Here is a 15,649-nt window from a genome sequence, read left to right on the forward strand (position 1 = left end):
CGACTCAGACGAGCGACTGAAGACGGCCCAGGGACTGGTCCATCTGGTCGGAGCTGATGGCGGGGAAGATGTTCTTGGCCAGCAGCTCCTGGTCGGTGACCTGGGACCAGTCGTAGGTCAAGGAGACCTCCGTGGTGTCCTGGTCCACCGGTTCCAGCTGGTACACCCACTGCCAGCCGCCCGGCTCCCCGCCGACGGGGCCCGGCTTCCAGCCCACGAGCTTGTTCTCGTCATAGGCCACCACGTGGTTCTCACGCTGGTAGTCGCCGCCCTGGGACTCGGCGTGCATGTTCATGACGAACGTGTCGCCGACCTGCTGGATGCGCTGGGACTTCTCATCTGCACGCACCATGTCGGAGCCGTCGAACTCCCGATGCCGGGCCGGAAGGGTCAGGATCTGGAAGATGTCCTTGGCCGGGGCCTCGATGGTCCGGGTGACAGTCTGCTTCTTCTCGCCGTGTGCGGTCTCGTTCATCGTCATGCTGCACCCTAAACACGTCCGGCGCCGGACGTGCAAGGGCAGTGGCGCGCCAGTCTGTCAGCCGGACCGGTCAGGCGGAGTCAGCCGGACCGGTCAGGCGGAGTCAGCCGGAGCGGTCAGCCGGAGCCAGCCGGAGCGGTTGCCGGCCCGCCCCGACCTACCGCCGAGTGGCCGGCAGGATCATGTTGTCGATGAGCCGGACCGATTCGACGGTGGCGGCCACCAGGGCGAGCGCCTCATGTTCCAGCGGGGCGGCGAGCTGCTCGGAGCTCAGGGGCTCCAGGGTCGAGTGGTCCACGATCTCCAGATAGTCCAGGCCCGCCAGGGGCTCGGCCCGGACCAGCGCGCGGGCCGCCTCCAGATCGAGGGGGCGGCCGGCGTCGGCGGCCAGGCGCAGGGATTCCAGGGCGCGGTGCAGCACGAGGGCAGCCTCCAGCCCCGCGGGGGACAGCCGGGTGTTCCGGCTGGAGAGCGCGAGGCCCTCCGGCGAGCGGACCAGCGGGACCGGGCGGATCTCGAGGTCGAAGTCCAGGTCCACCTGCATCCGTCGCAGAACGGCCAGCTGCTGGGCGTCCTTCTGCCCGAAGTAGCTGCGCAGCTGCGCCGGGGCGGGTGGCATCGCCGCGTGCCAGAGCTTCGCGACGACGGTGCAGACGCCGTCGAAGTGCCCCGGGCGGGCGGCCCCCTCGAGGACCTCGCCCATGTGGCCCGCGGTGACGGTGACCATGGGCGCGTCCGGGTAGCCGGGATACATCTCCCCCAGGTCCGGGGCGAAGACCAGCTCGCAGCCCTCGGCACCCAGGATCGCCCGGTCCGCCTCGAGGGTGCGCGGATAGTTCTCCAGGTCGGACGGATCACCGAACTGCAGCGGGTTGACGAACACCGAGGCGATGACGATCTCGTTCTCCTCGCGGGCCTGCCGGACCAGGGCCGCATGGCCGCCGTGCAGCGCGCCCATGGTCGGGATCAGCCCCACGGTGGGCTCTGGGATCCCGGCGGCGACGGCGGCCCGCACCCTCTCCGCGAGCGCGGCCTTGAATGCCGCCCGGGTGGTGTGCACGGCGGGCAGGTCACCGGCCCCCGTGGGCGGCTGGCGAGCCGTGTCCTCCAGGGTCAGGCCGGTGCCGGCGGGGACGGGGGTGCGGTCGGGAACACGGTCGAGCGGGGTCACGCAGGTGAGTCTAGGGCGGTTCAGGCGGGGCGCTGCCCGTGACCCGCGAGGCTCACTGCTCCAACAGGTCCAGGAGTTCTGCCACGCTCGCCTCGGACAGCGCGCCCCGGGCCAGGGCGCGCTGTGCGGTCGCCGTGGCCATGGCCCGGTAGGCCTGCCCGACGTCAGCCGGGATCCCCTCGGCGGCAAGCACCTGCAGGTGCCGGCGCACCGTGCCCACGTCACCGCGGGCCACTGGCCCGGTGAGGGCCCCGTCCCCGTTGGCGAGGGCGTTCTCGAGGGAGGCGTTCAGCAGCGGGGAGAGCATCCGGTCGGTCTGCTCCACCCCGATCGAGGCCAGGACCTGCGTGGCCTGCGCGGTCAGGGTGACGAGGTGGTTCGAGGCGTGCGCCAGGGCCGCGTGGTAGGTCCCGCGGTCTGCCTCGGCGATGACGGCCGGCTCCCCGCCCATCTCCACCACGAGCGCCTGTGCCACCGGCAGCACGATCGGGTCGGCGGTGACGCCGAACATGCAGTCCTGCAGCCGGGCCAGGTCCAGGGTCAGTCCCGTGAAGGACATGGCGGGATGGATCGCCAGCGGGATCGCCCCGGAGGCCCTCACCGGGTCCAGCACGGACACTCCGTGGGCCCCGGAAGTGTGGACCACGAGGTGGCCGGTCTGGAAGTGACCGGCCTCGGCGAGTCCGGAGACCAACGCCGGCAGCACATCGTCGGGAACGGCGAGCAGGACCATCTCGGAGCGGCGCAGGATCTCGGGGATCTCGAGCACCGGCACCTCGGGCAGCAGGGACTCCGCCCGGCTGCGGGAGGCCTCGGAGACGGCATGCACGCCCGTGACTGCGTGGCCGGCGTTGCGCAGGGCGGCCCCGAGCACGGCACCGACCTTGCCGGCTCCGATGACGCCGACGCCCAGCCGGCCCGGCCGGTTCTGCGGCTCGGCGGCCCAGGGCTGGGTGCTCACTGCTCGATCACCTGCTGCGTGCGCTGCTCGAAGCGGTCCAGTTCATCCTGGCGCATCCACTGGTTGCGGTCCCGCATGCGGCGGGAGACGGCGGCGATGTCTGCCTCCTCGTTGAACAGTCGGACGGCAACGTCCACATCAGCATGCGGCAGCACCGGCACCACCGGGCCAGCGGTGGAGTGGAACCGCAGGGTGGCCACGCGCAGGCGGCGCTCGAGGGGACCCTGGTGCAGGCCGATGGACTGGATCCGCTCGTGCGGCATGAGCACCAGGTAACGCTCGAGCCTGCCCGAGCGCAGCAGGACCATGGTGTCCGTGGACCGGTACGCGTTGCGCTTCCAGGTCAGCGGGTCCAGCCACCACACGCGCCTCGGGGAGTGCGTGAAGCCCTGCCCGTCGCCGCTGCCGGTGATGCCTTCACGGATGACCTCCGGCGCGTCCTCCACGCCCGGGTCCGGCGCCACCACGGAGAGCACGCGCATGACGTCCTCGATGGTCCCGACGGGCAGCACCGTCGACTTGTCGGCGCCGCTGCCCTCCGTCACGGCCCCATAACCTGCCACGTTGACGCTCATCTTGTACCAGCCGAAGGCCCGCCACAGCAGGCCCTGGCTGATGCGCACCGCCTGGACACGGCCTGGCGGCACGGTCTGCTGCGAGGTCTCGAGCAGGCCGTACCGCAGGCGCAGCCCGTCCGGAGACGTGGCGACCGTGAAGTTGTAGCCCTTGTTGAAACCGCCCCACGCGACGCCGATCAGGGAGAACACGAAGGGCAGCAGGACGAACAGCAGGATCAGCCACCAGCTGTCCTCGCCGTCCTGTGGGATGGTCATGTCCAGGATCCAGGCACCCAGGACCAGGAGGACGATGATCGAGACCATCACGATCATCGCCGTGGACAACAGCACCGAACCGATCATCCGGCCAGCGGGGACCTTGAGCATGACGTGCTCGGGCGCCTCCGGAAGGGACGACGTCGGGGCTGCGGCCGGGCGCGGGCCCTCGCTCAACTCCTCGCCCGATTCCGCAGTGGCCGCCACGGCACCCTGCCGCGCGACCTCCTCGGGGGCCGCCCCGGCACGGATGCCCGCGGCACGGCCCATGATCTCGGCGCGGAGGATGCGGGCCTCGCCTTCCTTGATGAAGGCCAGCTGCATGGCCGTACTGCCGCCGTCCGCGGCCTCGAACTTCAGTTCCGCGAGCCCGAAGATGCGCGCCACCAGCGGCTGGCGGATGTCCACGGCCTGGACGCGGTCATAGCGCACACGCCGGTGCTGACGGAAGATCACGCCGGTGTCCAGCAGGACCTGTTCCTCGGCGAGCTGGTACTTCGTGAAACGCCAGGAGAAGTAGTAGATGATCACCATGACCACGAACACCCCGCCGTAGATCGCCAGGGTGATCCACAGGCCCTCGGCGGCCTGGAACTCGCCCTGGCCGACCAGCGCCCGGACCATGTCCTCGCCGAACGACTGGGTGGCGAAGAACAGCATGGCGACGAGGATCACCCAGCCACGCACCCACGGGCTGATGGGATGCACGCGGTGCCATTCGCCGTCGGCGGCTTCCGGACGGCCCGCGCCGGGGGGCTGCTCCTGCGGCGCCGTCACAGTCCGGCCAGTCGTGCCTGTCCGCGAGCCATGAGCTGGTCGCGGAGCCGTTCACTGTCCTCGGCCGGGATGCCCTCGATGGTGGCGTTGGTGGCCGCGGACGCGGTCTGCAGTTCCAGGGAGCGGATGCCGAAACGCCGCTGCACGGGCCCCTCCTTGATGTCGAGGTACTGGAGGCGGCCATAGGGGACGGCCAGCACGCGGCGGAACCAGAGCCCGGATTTGAACACGAAGTCGTCCTCACGCTCGGCGTAGCCCATGGCACGCACACGGCGTGGGACGAGGACCAGGTCCACGAGGCCCCACACCAGCACGATTCCCGGCAGCCCCCAGGCCAGCCAGGCCGGATAGGCGGGCCAGACGTCCACCAGCATGAGGACCAGCGGGACGGCCAGGACCGCCGTGATGATCAGCGTGGTGAGGCCAGTGGAGATGAGATGGGCCGGGACCAGCTTCGGGGACACCGGGGTCCACTCCACCTGCTCCAGGCCGGCCACATCATGATTTGTTCGTCCGGGCATATCCGCCTTCCCCCTCCGCGCCGTAGGCGGGCCCGGTCTGTCCCCGGTGCCCCTCGCCGTTGCGGCCGTTCGCGTCTGTGGTGCCGTCCGCCCCGTCTTCAGGGGGTATCCGGCAGAATTGCTCCACGATGTACCCCACGATAACCAGAACCAGCCCCCCGACCACCATCAACAGCGCATCGTTCACGGTGGGGGTGCCGAAGCCGGTGGCCGAGGTCAGGTGGACAAGGACTCCCCCGTGCCAGCCGGCGATGAGCGATCCGGCGTAGGCGCCGGCCTGTGCCAGGGCCAGGGTCCGAGTGGCCACGAGCGGGTTCATCCGGGCTGCGGGCGGGCGCTTCTTGTCCCGCTGGACGCGGATACCGAGCACCAGCACCAGCAAGGCGACGGATCCGAGGGTGATCGTGGAGGAGCGCACCAGCACCGGCGCGACCACGCCCGCCTCGGCCGTCAGCAGTGCGGCCACCCAGCCCAGACCGCCGGAGACGAGCAGGATCAGCAGCAGCCACAGGGGGCGGATGCCGCTCATGAGGCAGGCCTTCCGGTGTCGATGGGCAGCCGCCGCACCGAGCCGGCGTCGTCCGCCTGTGCGGCCAGGTCCGCGACGCGCGCACCGCCGAGCGTGGCCTCGGGGTCCACCCACGACCACGGGGTGAGCACGAACGCGCGGAGGTGGGCGCGCGGGTGGGGAAGGGTGAGCTCCGGATCGTCCGAGGCCAGGTCCGCGTAGGTGATCACGTCGATGTCCAGGGTGCGGGGACCCCAGCGCACCTCGCGGGTGCGATGGTGCGTGTGCTCGATCGCCTGGCCGGCCGCGAGCAGGCCGCGCGGGGACAGGTTCGTCATGAGGGTCAGCACGAGGTTCAGGTAGTCGGGTTGGCCCGGAGGCCCGCCGACCGGCTGGGTCGCCGCGACCGGGGACACCCCGGTCAGCTCGATCCCCGGGGTCTCGGCGAGCTGGCGGACCGCGTCCTTGAGGGTCGCGGCGGCCTCTCCCAGGTTCGCCCCGAGTGCCAGCACCGCCGGGACCGGGGCGGACGGGACACGGTCGAGGTCCGGCCCGTGATGCCCGGTCTCGTCGGCGGGCGAGGCGGGCGAGGTCACGTCCGGCTCCGGAAGACCGTGACCGCGACGTCGGCGAAGTCCGCCTCGATGGGGGCGTGCGGTTTGTGCACGGTCACCTCGACCGCGGTGGCCACGGGCTGTCCGGCGAGGAGGGCGCGGGCGATGCGGTCCGCGACGGTCTCGATGAGGTCGAGGGACTCCCCCGTGACCACGCCGAGCACCGTCTCGGCGACCTGGGCGTAGTTGACGGTGCGGGCCAGGTCGTCGCCGGCGGCGGCCGGTGCCGCGTCCAGGTGCACCACCACGTCGGTGGTGAAGTCCTGGCCGTCCCTCTTCTCCTCGGCGAAGACACCGTGGAATCCGCGGGCGGTCAGCCCGGTGAGGGTGATGCGGTCGGCCGGGTGCCCGGCGGTGCTCTCGACCACGGCTCAGGCCCTCCGACGGCGGGCGCTGGTGGCCTCCGGGTCCAGCCAGGCCCGGGCGGCCTTGACCGCGTGGAGGCTGGGCTCGATCTCGTGGACCCGCACTCCCCACACCCGGTGCAGGGCGGACAGGGCGGACACGGCTGCGGTGGCGTGGTCGCGGTCCGCGGGCGCCGGCTCGGCGCCGGCCTCATTGGCCAGCAGGGTGCCGAGGAAGCGCTTGCGGGAGGCGGCCACGAGGACCGGGAAGCCGAGGGACTGCAGGCGGTCCAGGCCCTTCAGCAGTTCCCAGTTCTGCGCGCCGGCCTTAGCGAAGCCCAGTCCCGGGTCCAGGATAAGCTGCTCGGGCTGCACCCCGGCCGCCAGGAACGCGTCCTTCAGCCCGGTCAGCTCCCGGGCGACGTCCTCGACCACGTCCCCGTAGTCCGCGAGGGAGTCCATGGTCTTGGAGTCACCGCGGTTGTGCATGAGGATGTACGTCGCCCCCGTGCGGGCGATCAGCTCGGGCATCTCGGGTTCGTAGTTCAGCCCGGAGACGTCGTTGATGATGACGTCACCGATCTTGAGGGCGGCCTCCGCGGTGACGGCGTGCATGGTGTCCACGGAGACCACAGCGCCGGCCTTCACGAGGGCCTCGATGACGGGCAGGATGCGGTTCTGTTCCGTGACCGGGTCGATTGCCTCCGCCCCGGGACGAGTGGACTCCCCGCCCACGTCGATGATGTCCGCACCGGCGTAGTGCAGTCGCAGCCCCTGCTCGATGGCGGCATCCGCGGCGAGGTACTGCCCGCCGTCCGAGAAGGAGTTGTGGGTGACGTTCACGACGCCCATGATCAGCGTGCGGTCCGTGGGCAGGTCGCGGAGAGTGCGGCGGCGAACCTTGCGGACCACCGAGAGGGGGCCCGTGTTGGGCCCGGTTCCGGTCTGTGCTGCCATCGAGTCCATCGGTGGTCCTTTCATCGCGGTGGCCGGTGGCGCCGGTGGCGCGCGGCAGGTCAGAGATGCAGGCGGTGGCGCGGTGGCGCCGCGCTCAGCCGTGCAGGATCAGGCTCATCGCCTCGGAACGGGTGGAGGAGTCGCGAAGCTGGCCCCGGACGGCCGAGGTCACGGTCTTGGCGCCGGGCTTGCGGACCCCGCGCATGGACATGCACATGTGCTCGGCCTCGATCACCACGATGGCTCCGCGGGGACTCAGGTGTGTCATGAGAGCCTCCACGATCTGCGTGGTCAGCCGCTCCTGCACCTGGGGACGCCGGGCGAAGACCTCCACCAGCCGGGCCAGCTTGCTCAGCCCGGTGACCAGCCCCTCCGGGGAGGGGATGTAGCCGATGTGGGCTGTGCCGTGGAAGGGCACTAGGTGGTGTTCGCACGTGGAGTAGAACGGGATGTCCTTCACCAGCACGAGTTCCTCATGCGCGATGTCGAAGGTGGTGCCCAGGATCTCACCGGGGTCCTGCTTCAGGCCGGCGAAGAACTCGTCGTACGCCTTGGCCACGCGCTTCGGGGTGTCCTGGAGACCCTCCCGGTCCGGATCCTCGCCGATTGCCTCGAGGATCTCGCGCACGGCGGCCTCGATGCGCGGACGGTCCACACCGGCTGGGGCCAGCTCAGCCTCGTCGTCCACGTCCACGTCCACGTCCACGTCCCTCAGGGTGTTCTGTGTCTGCTCCACGATTCCGATCCTATCGGTGGGTGAACCGGCGCGGTGGCCGTGCCACCGGGCGGTGGCAGGTGGCGGACCGGTCAGGTCTGGTCGGCACGCGGCAGGTCCGTGGGACCGGCGGGTCCCCCGGGCCGGCCGGTCCCTCCGTCGGGCTCCCCGGGCAATTGACTGCCGGGGGTGGGATCCACCGTGGGGTTCAGCGAATCCGAGGAGGATTCGGGGTCCACGGGAGGCTCCTGCTCCGGATCGGAGTGACCGCCATGGCCGTCGGAATCCCCGCGGCCGGCGTCGCGCCCCTGGCCGTTCGACGCGGCCTTCTCCTCCAGGGCACGGCGCTCGGCGGGGGACAGGATGGGCGGCTGGTCGGAGACCGGCCGGTCCTCACTGGAGAGCCATACGGTGCGGGGCTCGCGCTGGCGGATCTCAGAGAAGATCTCGGCGATCTGGGCCTGGTTGAGGGTCTCCTTGGCCAGCAGCTCATAGGCGAGCCGGTCCAGGATCTCCCGGTTCTCGTTGATGATCCAGTACGCCTCGTCATGGGCCTGGTCCAAGAGCTGACGCACCTCGGCGTCCACCATGCCGGCGACCTGCTCGGAGTACTCACGGCCGCTGCTCATGTCCCGGCCCATGAAGGGCTCGCCGCTGGCGGAACCGAGCTTCACGGCACCCACGCGCTCACTCATGCCGTACTCGAGGACCATCTTGCGGGCCGTGTCCGTGGCCTTGGAGATGTCGTTCGAGGCTCCGGTGGACGGATCGTGGAAGATGATCTCCTCGGCCACGCGGCCGCCCATGGCGTAGGCGAGCTGGTCGAGGAGCTCGTTGCGGGTGACGGAGTACTTGTCCTCCTCCGGGACCACCATCGTGTAACCGAGGGCGCGTCCGCGCGGCAGGATCGTGATCTTGGTGACGGGCGCTGAGTTGCGCAGACCGGCCGCCACCAGTGCGTGGCCACCCTCGTGATAGGCGGTGACCTTGCGCTCGTGCTCCTTCATCAGGCGCGAGCGCTTCTGTGGTCCGGCCATGACCCGGTCGACGGCCTCGTCCAGGGCGCGGTCGTCAATCAGCTGCGCGTTGGAGCGGGCGGTGAGCAGGGCGGCCTCGTTGAGCACGTTGGCCAGGTCTGCACCGGTGAAGCCGGGGGTGCGCTTGGCCAGCGAACGCAGGTCCGTGCCGGGGGCCATGGGCTTTCCCTGTGCATGCACGGAGAGGATCTGGTGGCGGCCCTCCATGTCCGGGGCCTCCACGGGGATCTGCCGGTCGAAGCGGCCAGGGCGCAACAGGGCGGGGTCCAGGACATCGGGCCGGTTGGTGGCCGCAATCAGGATGACGTTGGTGGTGGCGTCGAAGCCGTCCATCTCCACGAGCAGCTGGTTCAGGGTCTGTTCGCGTTCGTCGTTGCCGCCACCCACGCCGGCACCGCGGTGGCGGCCGACGGCGTCGATCTCGTCCACGAAGATGATGGCCGGGGAGTTGTTCTTGGCCTGCTCGAACAGGTCACGCACGCGGGAGGCGCCGACGCCGACGAACATCTCCACGAAGTCGGAGCCCGAGATCGAGTAGAACGGCACGCCGGCCTCGCCAGCCACGGCCTTGGCGAGCAGGGTCTTGCCGGTACCGGGAGGGCCGTACAGCAGCACGCCCTTGGGGATCTTGGCGCCGACGGCCTGGAACTTGGCAGGCTCGGCGAGGAATTCCTTGATCTCGTGGAGTTCCTCCACGGCCTCCTCGGCGCCGGCCACGTCCACGAAGGTCACCTGCGGCATGTCCTTGGAGATCAGCTTCGCCTTCGACTTGCCGAACTGCATGACCTTGCCGCCGCCGCCCTGCATGCGGGACATCAAGAACCAGAAGACCAGGCCGATGAGCAGGAAGGGGATGATGAAGCCCAGCATGGACAGCAGCCAGTTGTTCTGCACCGGCTCATCCGTGAAGCCGTCCAGACCGGAGGCGTCAATGGCCTCGACCACGTTGTCCGCGCGGGCCGTCGAGTAGTAGAAGTAGACATCTGTGCCGAGGTCACGGCCGTCCTGGGAATAGGACTCGCGCAGGGTCAGGTCGACGCGCTGCTCACCGTCCTGGATCTTGGCCTGGGCGGCCTTGTCCTCCTCGAGCAGGACCAGTCCCACGTTGGTGTCCACCCGGGCGGAGGACCCCTGCGTCAGCGCGGGGATGATCAGCATCAGGAACACGGCGGCCAAAACGATCCAGATGATCGGGCCCTTGAAGACCTTCTTGGCTTTCAACAACTCTCCTGACCTTGACCTACTTCGATGAGCACGGCGCGCCCATCAGGTACGGCTACGTGCCGTCAGCCCCGTTGCGGAGCGGGGTCACTGGCACAGGGCACAGCCGTACCCGTCCACGGTACCGGGGGTTAGTCTACGGCCGGGGTCTGGGAGTCCGCCGTTCGCGGGCGGTGGAATGGCTGCCGGCGCCCGCGGCGGACGGCGTCAGGAGTAGACGTGCGGGGCGAGGGTCCCGATGAAGTCCAGGTTGCGGTACTTCTCGTCGAAGTCCAGGCCGTAGCCGACCACGAACTCGTTGGGGATGTCCTGGCCGACGTACTTGACGTCGATCTCGACCTTCATGGCGTCCGGCTTGCGCAGGAAGGCGCAGATCTCGACCGAGGCGGGGCCGCGGGACTCGAGGTTGGTCTTGAGCCAGGACAGGGTCAGGCCGGAGTCGATGATGTCCTCGACGATGAGCACGTGGCGACCCATGAGGTCGGCGTCCAGGTCCTTGAGGATCCGCACCACGCCGGAGGACTGGGTCCCCGAGCCGTAGGAGGAGACGGCCATGAAGTCGAGGGTGACGTGCGAGTGCAGTGCGCGGGAGAGGTCGGCCATGACCATCACCGCCCCCTTGAGCACCGCCACCAGGAGGACGTCCTTGCCCTCGTAGTCGCGGTCGATCTGGGCTGCCAGATCCTTGATGGTGTCCTGGATCTGCTCTGTGGTCATGAGCACATGATCCAGGTCGCCGTGCACGTCCTGTGCTTCCATGCGGGCTGCTCCTGCTGCGGGTTTCTGTGGTTTGCGCTACCGGGAAGGCGCCGGGGGATCTGGGGAATCTGGGGGGTCCGCGGACTCCAGGACCTCGCCGGCGTCGAAGTCCAGTGTTGCATACCCGCCGGTACGACGACGGCGGGAGACCACGCCGCCCGGCAACTGGACCGGCCCGGCCGAGGTCCCCCCGCCGGCCCGGCCGGCGATCAGCCGGTCCACGGCCAGCACGCGTTCGCGGCTGGGCCGCTCACCGCCCGCCGCGACGACGGCGGTGCCGATGACCCGGTACCGGATCGCGTCCGTCAGCGCCGCCAGTTCCTCCAGCGGCAGGAACACGTGCGCGCCCCGGTCGGCCGTGATGTCGGGACGGCTGCCGGTGCCGGAGGTGTGCTCGCCGGACCTGTGCCCCACGAGTCGGCTGTACTCACGGGAGGCCCACTGCTCGAGTGCATCGGCGTCCTCGGCCGCGATGTCCGCACTGCGCGCCAGGGCCGCGGACAGGCCGGGGCCCAGACCCTCGTCCGGATCCTCGAGCGCGGGCAGCACACGGGTGCGGAGCCGCGAGCGCAGATAGGCCGGGTCCGCGTTGGCCGGGTCCTGCCACCAGCGCACACCGGCCCAGCGGCAGATGGCCTCCGTCTCCTGCCGCGTCAGGTCCAGCAGCGGACGCAGGATCAGCCCCCGACGACGGCGGATCCCCGCGAGCGACCGTGTCCCGGATCCGCGGGCGAGACCCAACAGGACCTGTTCGGCCTGGTCATCGCGGGTGTGCGCCAGCAGCACGGCGCCGGAGTCCAGGCGCTGGGCAGCGGCCTCGAGCGCCGTGTAACGGGCCCGGCGGGCCTCGGCCTCGGGTCCGTCACCGGTGGTGGTGACCTGGACGCGCTCGACCACCACCGGATCGAGTCCCAGTCTCCGTGCGATGGCGGCGGCGCGGTCTGCCACGGCGGCGGAGTCCTCGTGGAGACCGTGATCCACGACCACGGCACCGGCACCACCGGCCAGCGCCGGGTTGGCCCGGGTGCGGACCGCCTCCGCGGTGGCCACGGCGAGCGCGAGGGAGTCCGCGCCGCCGGAGAGGCCGACCAGCGGCATCCGGCGGCCCGGGGTGGCCGCGGCGACCGCGTGCACGGCGCGGTGGAGGACCTCCGGCCAGCGGGAGGCGGGTGGCCAGGCCTCAGGACCGGCCGGCGTCGTGCGGGGGTCCGGGCCGGCTGATGCCGGACCGTCCGGTACCGGGCTCAGCCCGTCTCCCGGATGCGCTGGATCCACTGTTCCGGGTGCTGGATCTCCTGCTCGCCGGGCAGGTTCTCGGCCGCCTCCCACACCACGTTGAAGCCGTCCATGCCGAGCTCCCGGACCACGTGCTTCACGAAGCGCTGGCCCTCCCGGTACTGGCGCATCTTGGCGTCCATGCCCATGAAGCGGCGGATCCAGCGGTCCAGGGAGGAGCGGGTGGCGCCGCGGTGGTCGAAGCGCTGGCGGATGGTCTTGACGGTGGGGACCACCGAGGAGTCGATGGCATCCATCACCACGTTGGCGTGCCCCTCCAGGAGGGACATCACGGCGTTGAGGTGGGCGAGCCGTTTCTTGTCCTCGGGGTCCTGGATCAGCTCGAGGAGACCCATGGAGGCGGGGTGCTCGTCCGTGCCGAGCTCGGCAGAGCCCTGGCCCCGCTCCACCGAGGCCGGGTCAGCCTCGGGTCCCTGCAGCAGGGCGCGGACACGGGCGGAGAGGCGTTCAGGCAGGGTGTCGGCCTTCTCGAACATGCCGGAGACCAGGGCCGTGATGTGGGACTGCAGGTATTCACGCAGCCACGGGGCGGCGGCGAACTGCACGCGGTGGGTCTGCTCATGCAGGCAGACCCAGAGCCGGAAGTCCTCCGGGTCCACGTTGAGCTCCACCCTGACCTCGGCGATGTTGGGTGCCACCAGCAGCAGGCGGCCGCCCTCGGGCCCGGCGGAGGTCCCGCCCGGCCCCGGCAGGGCACAGAACGGCTCGTACTGGCCGAGGACCTTCGAGGAGAGGAACGCCAGGACGGCGCCGGCCTCCATGGCGGTGGCGACGGTGCCGAGTCCGGCGGTGGCGCGGGCATACTCGTCCGGGCGGATCGACTGGACGTGCTCGAAGGCCGGCCCCAGCAGGGTGGAGAAGGCCTGGACATTGGCCTGCGTCCAGGTGGGACGGTCCACCACGAGCACCTCGGAATCGCGCAGGTCCTTAGCGGCGTCCAGCCGGGTGATCCGGTGGACGTGGTCCACGGACACCTCGGCGGCCTGGCGCAGGCCGTTGGCCTCACGCTCTGCCTGGTGACGGGTGAACCGCGGCCCGGCGGCACACAGGCGGGCCGCGGTGGCGGCCGCCAGGTCCCAATTCACCGGGGACGGGATGGTCTGACTGGAGACGGATTCCATGGACCCATCCCATCACATGGCGGTCAGCCGCGCAGGGCGGCCGCCCGATCGAGGACGTCGGCGAGGGCGGCGGCACCGGTGGCACGGGCGGCCTGTGCCGTGGCACGGAGCTGCTCGCCGGTGGCCAGCCCGCCCAGGGGGACGGCGAGATCGGCATCCGAGAGGGCGCCGGCGTCGGGCGTCAGGAGGCGGGCCTGCCGGGCCCGGGAGGCGTGGGTGCTGAGCACCGGCTCCGAGGCCTCCACCTCGGACAGCACCCGGGTCAGGTCAGTCTCGTCCTGGCGCTCCTCCAGCATGACCAGGCGTTCATAGACGGCTGGATTGCCGATCTTGATGCGCTGCGCGTTGATCAGCTGGGACAGCATGGGTGCGGAGAGTCCCAGGACGCGGGCCAGGGAGCGCTGGCTGAGTCCGTAGGCGGCCATGATGACGCCGAAGCGCTCGGACAGGGAGATCCCGTAGATGGCCTGCTGCTGGGCGAGACGCTGATCGGTGTCCGGCGAGGGCATGGGATTCATCCTAGCCGATCGTTTGCGAAGGCAAAGGTGCTGGCGGGATCCCGGAGGAACTCCCCAGTGAAACGGCGCACCGACCCTAGCGGCAGCCGCACCCGGCCAGCGCGACGGCCCCGCGGTCCACGGCGAAACGGGCGTTGGTCAGCACGCCCGGCTGATTGTTGGCGACGAAGCTGAACAACAGCGTCCGGCCGTCCTCGGTCTGGACCGTGCCGGTCAGTGAGGCGACGGAGCTGAGCGTGCCCGTCTTCGCCTGCACGTTGCCCGCGGCATCGGTCCCGACCATGCGCTGCTCCAGCGTGCCCTGCTCCCCGGCCACGGGCAGGCCGGTGACGGCCGCCTCCAGGTCCGGGGCCGTCGTCGCGACCTGCATGGCGGCGGTCAGTTGGGCGGCGGACACCAGGTTCTTGCCGGACAGGCCGGACGCATCCACCAGGGCCATCCCCGTGGTGTCCACCTCGAGATCCGCGAGGGTCTCCTTGATGGTCTGCGCGGCGCCGGCGAAACTGCCCGGGGCGCCGGCGGCGAGCGCCAGGTTGCGCCCGGTGGCCTCGGCGACCTGATTGTCCGAGGTCTGGAGCATGTAGGCCATCTGCTCGGCCAGCGGCGCGGACTGTACGCTCGCCAGTTCGATGCCCGGTGAAGCCGGCGCCGGTGACGTCAAACCCGGTGAGATCGGTTCCGCCGATGCCGACTCGGTCGACGTCGGCTCAGCCGCGGCCGTTTCGGCCGGAACCCGGCTCGTCTCCGCGGCGAGGGTGATGTCCAGTCCGAGGGTCTGCGCGTGCGCGGCCAGCTGGTCCCGGAACACCTCGGCGGCATACAGCGCCGGGTCGTGGAGGCGATCGGTGTCCCTACTGGGCACGGCCCGGCCGCCGTAGGTGGCCATCGGCTGCACCGCGGAGGCGTTGCCGGAGGACACGATGTCGCTGCTCCAGTCCGGCGAGGCCGAGGGGCCCTCATAGCCGGAGTCATCGAGCTGGACCGACACCGTGCCCGTGGTGCCCTGCGCCTGGAGCGCCTCGGCCGTCCGGAGGGCCAGCGTTCCGAGTCCGGCCCGGCCGTTCGCCTCGTCGGCGTTCGCCCCGGTCCCCAGCATTACGTCTCCCCCGGCCTCCAGCACGACGGCGGTGCCCTCCGGTCCCGCGGGCATGCCGACGGCCGCGGTGGTGTAGCGGTGCTCCGGTCCGAGGACCTCCAAGGCGGCCACCGCGGTCAGGATCTTGACGGCCGAGGCCGGCACCACGGCGGTGTCCGCCCCCTGGTCGTACAGCAGTTCCCCGGTCAGTCCGTCCCGGACCGCGGCGGAGACGGAGCCGTCCTGCACCGTCAGCGCCTCGTCCAGCACCGGTTCCAAGACCTCCGGGTCCGGGCTCGGAACCAACAGCGGCGTCAGGTCCGGGAAGTCCAGGAACTCGGTCAGGGTGGCTGCGGCGGACGCCGCCGCCAGTGGTTCGGCGGTGCTGGAAGGCTCCGCGGCAGTGGGAGACGGGGCTGCGCTGGAAGGTTGGCCGGGCTGGGAGGAGCCGGCCTGCGTCGTGCTGGTGGCGGTGGTGACGCTGGTTCCGCTGCTGGAGGACGCACCGGTTGCCGTGCCGGAGGACGCCGGGACCGGGATCACAGTACAACCGGCCAGCAGCGTGGCCGCCGCAACCCCCAGCGCTGCTCGCGCCGCTGCGGCCGTCCGCGCCGTCAAGGAGGCCGGTCTGCCCGCGCGGGCAGGCCGTCGCGGGGCGGGGCGTTCGGTCACGGTGGGGCTTTCCTGGTGGGGCGCGGGATACCCTTGATTCTAGACGCCGCGCCTGGCAGCGCCATCCG

General features: G+C 70.8%; 16 protein-coding genes. All 16 read right to left on the minus strand.

Translation table 11 applies throughout. The features are described 5' to 3' along the window. Positions 1–4 precede the first annotated feature (4 nt). Positions 5–475, minus strand: a complete 471-nt coding sequence (locus BOSE125_RS13660; RefSeq protein ID WP_371300792.1) for an SRPBCC family protein — start codon at positions 473–475, stop codon at positions 5–7. A gap of 163 nt (positions 476–638) precedes the next feature. After that, positions 639–1,652 (minus strand): pantoate--beta-alanine ligase, encoded by a 1,014-nt coding sequence (panC, locus tag BOSE125_RS13665; RefSeq protein ID WP_159553367.1) that lies wholly within the window; start codon positions 1,650–1,652, stop codon positions 639–641. Between the two features lie 52 nt (positions 1,653–1,704). Continuing rightward, the gene (locus BOSE125_RS13670; protein WP_159553369.1) at positions 1,705–2,613 is read right to left on the minus strand and encodes a Rossmann-like and DUF2520 domain-containing protein; all 909 of its coding nucleotides are present in this window, start codon (positions 2,611–2,613) and stop codon (positions 1,705–1,707) included. Beyond that, the gene (locus BOSE125_RS13675; RefSeq protein ID WP_159553371.1) at positions 2,610–4,223 is read right to left on the minus strand and encodes a PH domain-containing protein; all 1,614 of its coding nucleotides are present in this window, start codon (positions 4,221–4,223) and stop codon (positions 2,610–2,612) included. Before BOSE125_RS13675 ends, BOSE125_RS13670 begins: the two co-directional genes overlap by 4 nt. After that, positions 4,220–4,744, minus strand: coding sequence for a PH domain-containing protein (locus tag BOSE125_RS13680; protein ID WP_159553373.1), 525 nt, complete (start codon positions 4,742–4,744; stop codon positions 4,220–4,222). Before BOSE125_RS13680 ends, BOSE125_RS13675 begins: the two co-directional genes overlap by 4 nt. Then, the gene (locus tag BOSE125_RS13685; RefSeq protein ID WP_159553375.1) at positions 4,722–5,273 is read right to left on the minus strand and encodes a DUF3180 domain-containing protein; all 552 of its coding nucleotides are present in this window, start codon (positions 5,271–5,273) and stop codon (positions 4,722–4,724) included. Before BOSE125_RS13685 ends, BOSE125_RS13680 begins: the two co-directional genes overlap by 23 nt. Beyond that, positions 5,270–5,848: a 2-amino-4-hydroxy-6-hydroxymethyldihydropteridine diphosphokinase gene (gene folK / locus BOSE125_RS13690; RefSeq protein WP_159553377.1), complete on the minus strand. Its 579-nt coding sequence runs from the start codon at positions 5,846–5,848 to the stop codon at positions 5,270–5,272. Before folK ends, BOSE125_RS13685 begins: the two co-directional genes overlap by 4 nt. Next, positions 5,845–6,234 carry a dihydroneopterin aldolase gene (gene folB, locus BOSE125_RS13695; RefSeq protein ID WP_159553379.1) on the minus strand — a complete coding sequence of 130 codons (390 nt, stop codon included), beginning with the start codon at positions 6,232–6,234 and terminating at the stop codon, positions 5,845–5,847. Before folB ends, folK begins: the two co-directional genes overlap by 4 nt. Positions 6,235–6,237: 3 nt before the next feature. Further along, the gene (folP, locus tag BOSE125_RS13700; protein WP_159553381.1) at positions 6,238–7,176 is read right to left on the minus strand and encodes a dihydropteroate synthase; all 939 of its coding nucleotides are present in this window, start codon (positions 7,174–7,176) and stop codon (positions 6,238–6,240) included. An 85-nt stretch (positions 7,177–7,261) separates the two neighbouring features. Further along, complete coding sequence (gene folE, locus BOSE125_RS13705) at positions 7,262–7,873, minus strand: GTP cyclohydrolase I FolE (protein ID WP_371300794.1); 612 nt, start codon at positions 7,871–7,873, stop codon at positions 7,262–7,264. 101 nt (positions 7,874–7,974) lie between these two features. Continuing rightward, positions 7,975–10,140, minus strand: coding sequence for an ATP-dependent zinc metalloprotease FtsH (gene ftsH / locus BOSE125_RS13710; protein ID WP_159553383.1), 2,166 nt, complete (start codon positions 10,138–10,140; stop codon positions 7,975–7,977). A 207-nt stretch (positions 10,141–10,347) separates the two neighbouring features. Continuing rightward, positions 10,348–10,899 carry a hypoxanthine phosphoribosyltransferase gene (gene hpt / locus BOSE125_RS13715; protein ID WP_159553385.1) on the minus strand — a complete coding sequence of 184 codons (552 nt, stop codon included), beginning with the start codon at positions 10,897–10,899 and terminating at the stop codon, positions 10,348–10,350. A 36-nt stretch (positions 10,900–10,935) separates the two neighbouring features. After that, entirely contained in the window at positions 10,936–12,174 is a 1,239-nt protein-coding gene (tilS, locus tag BOSE125_RS13720) for a tRNA lysidine(34) synthetase TilS (protein WP_236558020.1), read from the minus strand. Continuing rightward, positions 12,144–13,316, minus strand: coding sequence for a zinc-dependent metalloprotease (locus BOSE125_RS13725; protein ID WP_159553387.1), 1,173 nt, complete (start codon positions 13,314–13,316; stop codon positions 12,144–12,146). The genes tilS and BOSE125_RS13725 overlap by 31 nt, the downstream gene beginning before the upstream one ends. A gap of 23 nt (positions 13,317–13,339) precedes the next feature. Beyond that, positions 13,340–13,825: a DNA-binding protein gene (locus tag BOSE125_RS13730; protein WP_159553389.1), complete on the minus strand. Its 486-nt coding sequence runs from the start codon at positions 13,823–13,825 to the stop codon at positions 13,340–13,342. Between the two features lie 85 nt (positions 13,826–13,910). Beyond that, a complete protein-coding gene (gene dacB, locus BOSE125_RS13735) occupies positions 13,911–15,581 on the minus strand; it encodes a D-alanyl-D-alanine carboxypeptidase/D-alanyl-D-alanine-endopeptidase (protein ID WP_159553391.1) in 1,671 nt (556 codons plus the stop codon). Between the last annotated feature and the right edge of the window lie 68 nt (positions 15,582–15,649).

Origin of the sequence: Citricoccus sp. K5 (assembly GCF_902506195.1) — a bacterium.
GTDB lineage: Bacteria > Actinomycetota > Actinomycetes > Actinomycetales > Micrococcaceae > Citricoccus.

What these genes read in the sequence shown, in the direction of transcription:
- BOSE125_RS13660 (WP_371300792.1), bottom strand. Translation starts at nt 475, where the DNA reads ATGAACGAGACCGCACACGGCGAGAAGAAGCAGACTGTCACCCGGACC.
- BOSE125_RS13680 (WP_159553373.1), bottom strand. Translation starts at nt 4,744, where the DNA reads ATGCCCGGACGAACAAATCATGATGTGGCCGGCCTGGAGCAGGTGGAG.
- BOSE125_RS13685 (WP_159553375.1), bottom strand. Translation starts at nt 5,273, where the DNA reads ATGAGCGGCATCCGCCCCCTGTGGCTGCTGCTGATCCTGCTCGTCTCC.
- folP (WP_159553381.1), bottom strand. Translation starts at nt 7,176, where the DNA reads ATGGACTCGATGGCAGCACAGACCGGAACCGGGCCCAACACGGGCCCC.
- hpt (WP_159553385.1), bottom strand. Translation starts at nt 10,899, where the DNA reads ATGGAAGCACAGGACGTGCACGGCGACCTGGATCATGTGCTCATGACC.
- BOSE125_RS13725 (WP_159553387.1), bottom strand. Translation starts at nt 13,316, where the DNA reads ATGGAATCCGTCTCCAGTCAGACCATCCCGTCCCCGGTGAATTGGGAC.
- BOSE125_RS13730 (WP_159553389.1), bottom strand. Translation starts at nt 13,825, where the DNA reads ATGCCCTCGCCGGACACCGATCAGCGTCTCGCCCAGCAGCAGGCCATC.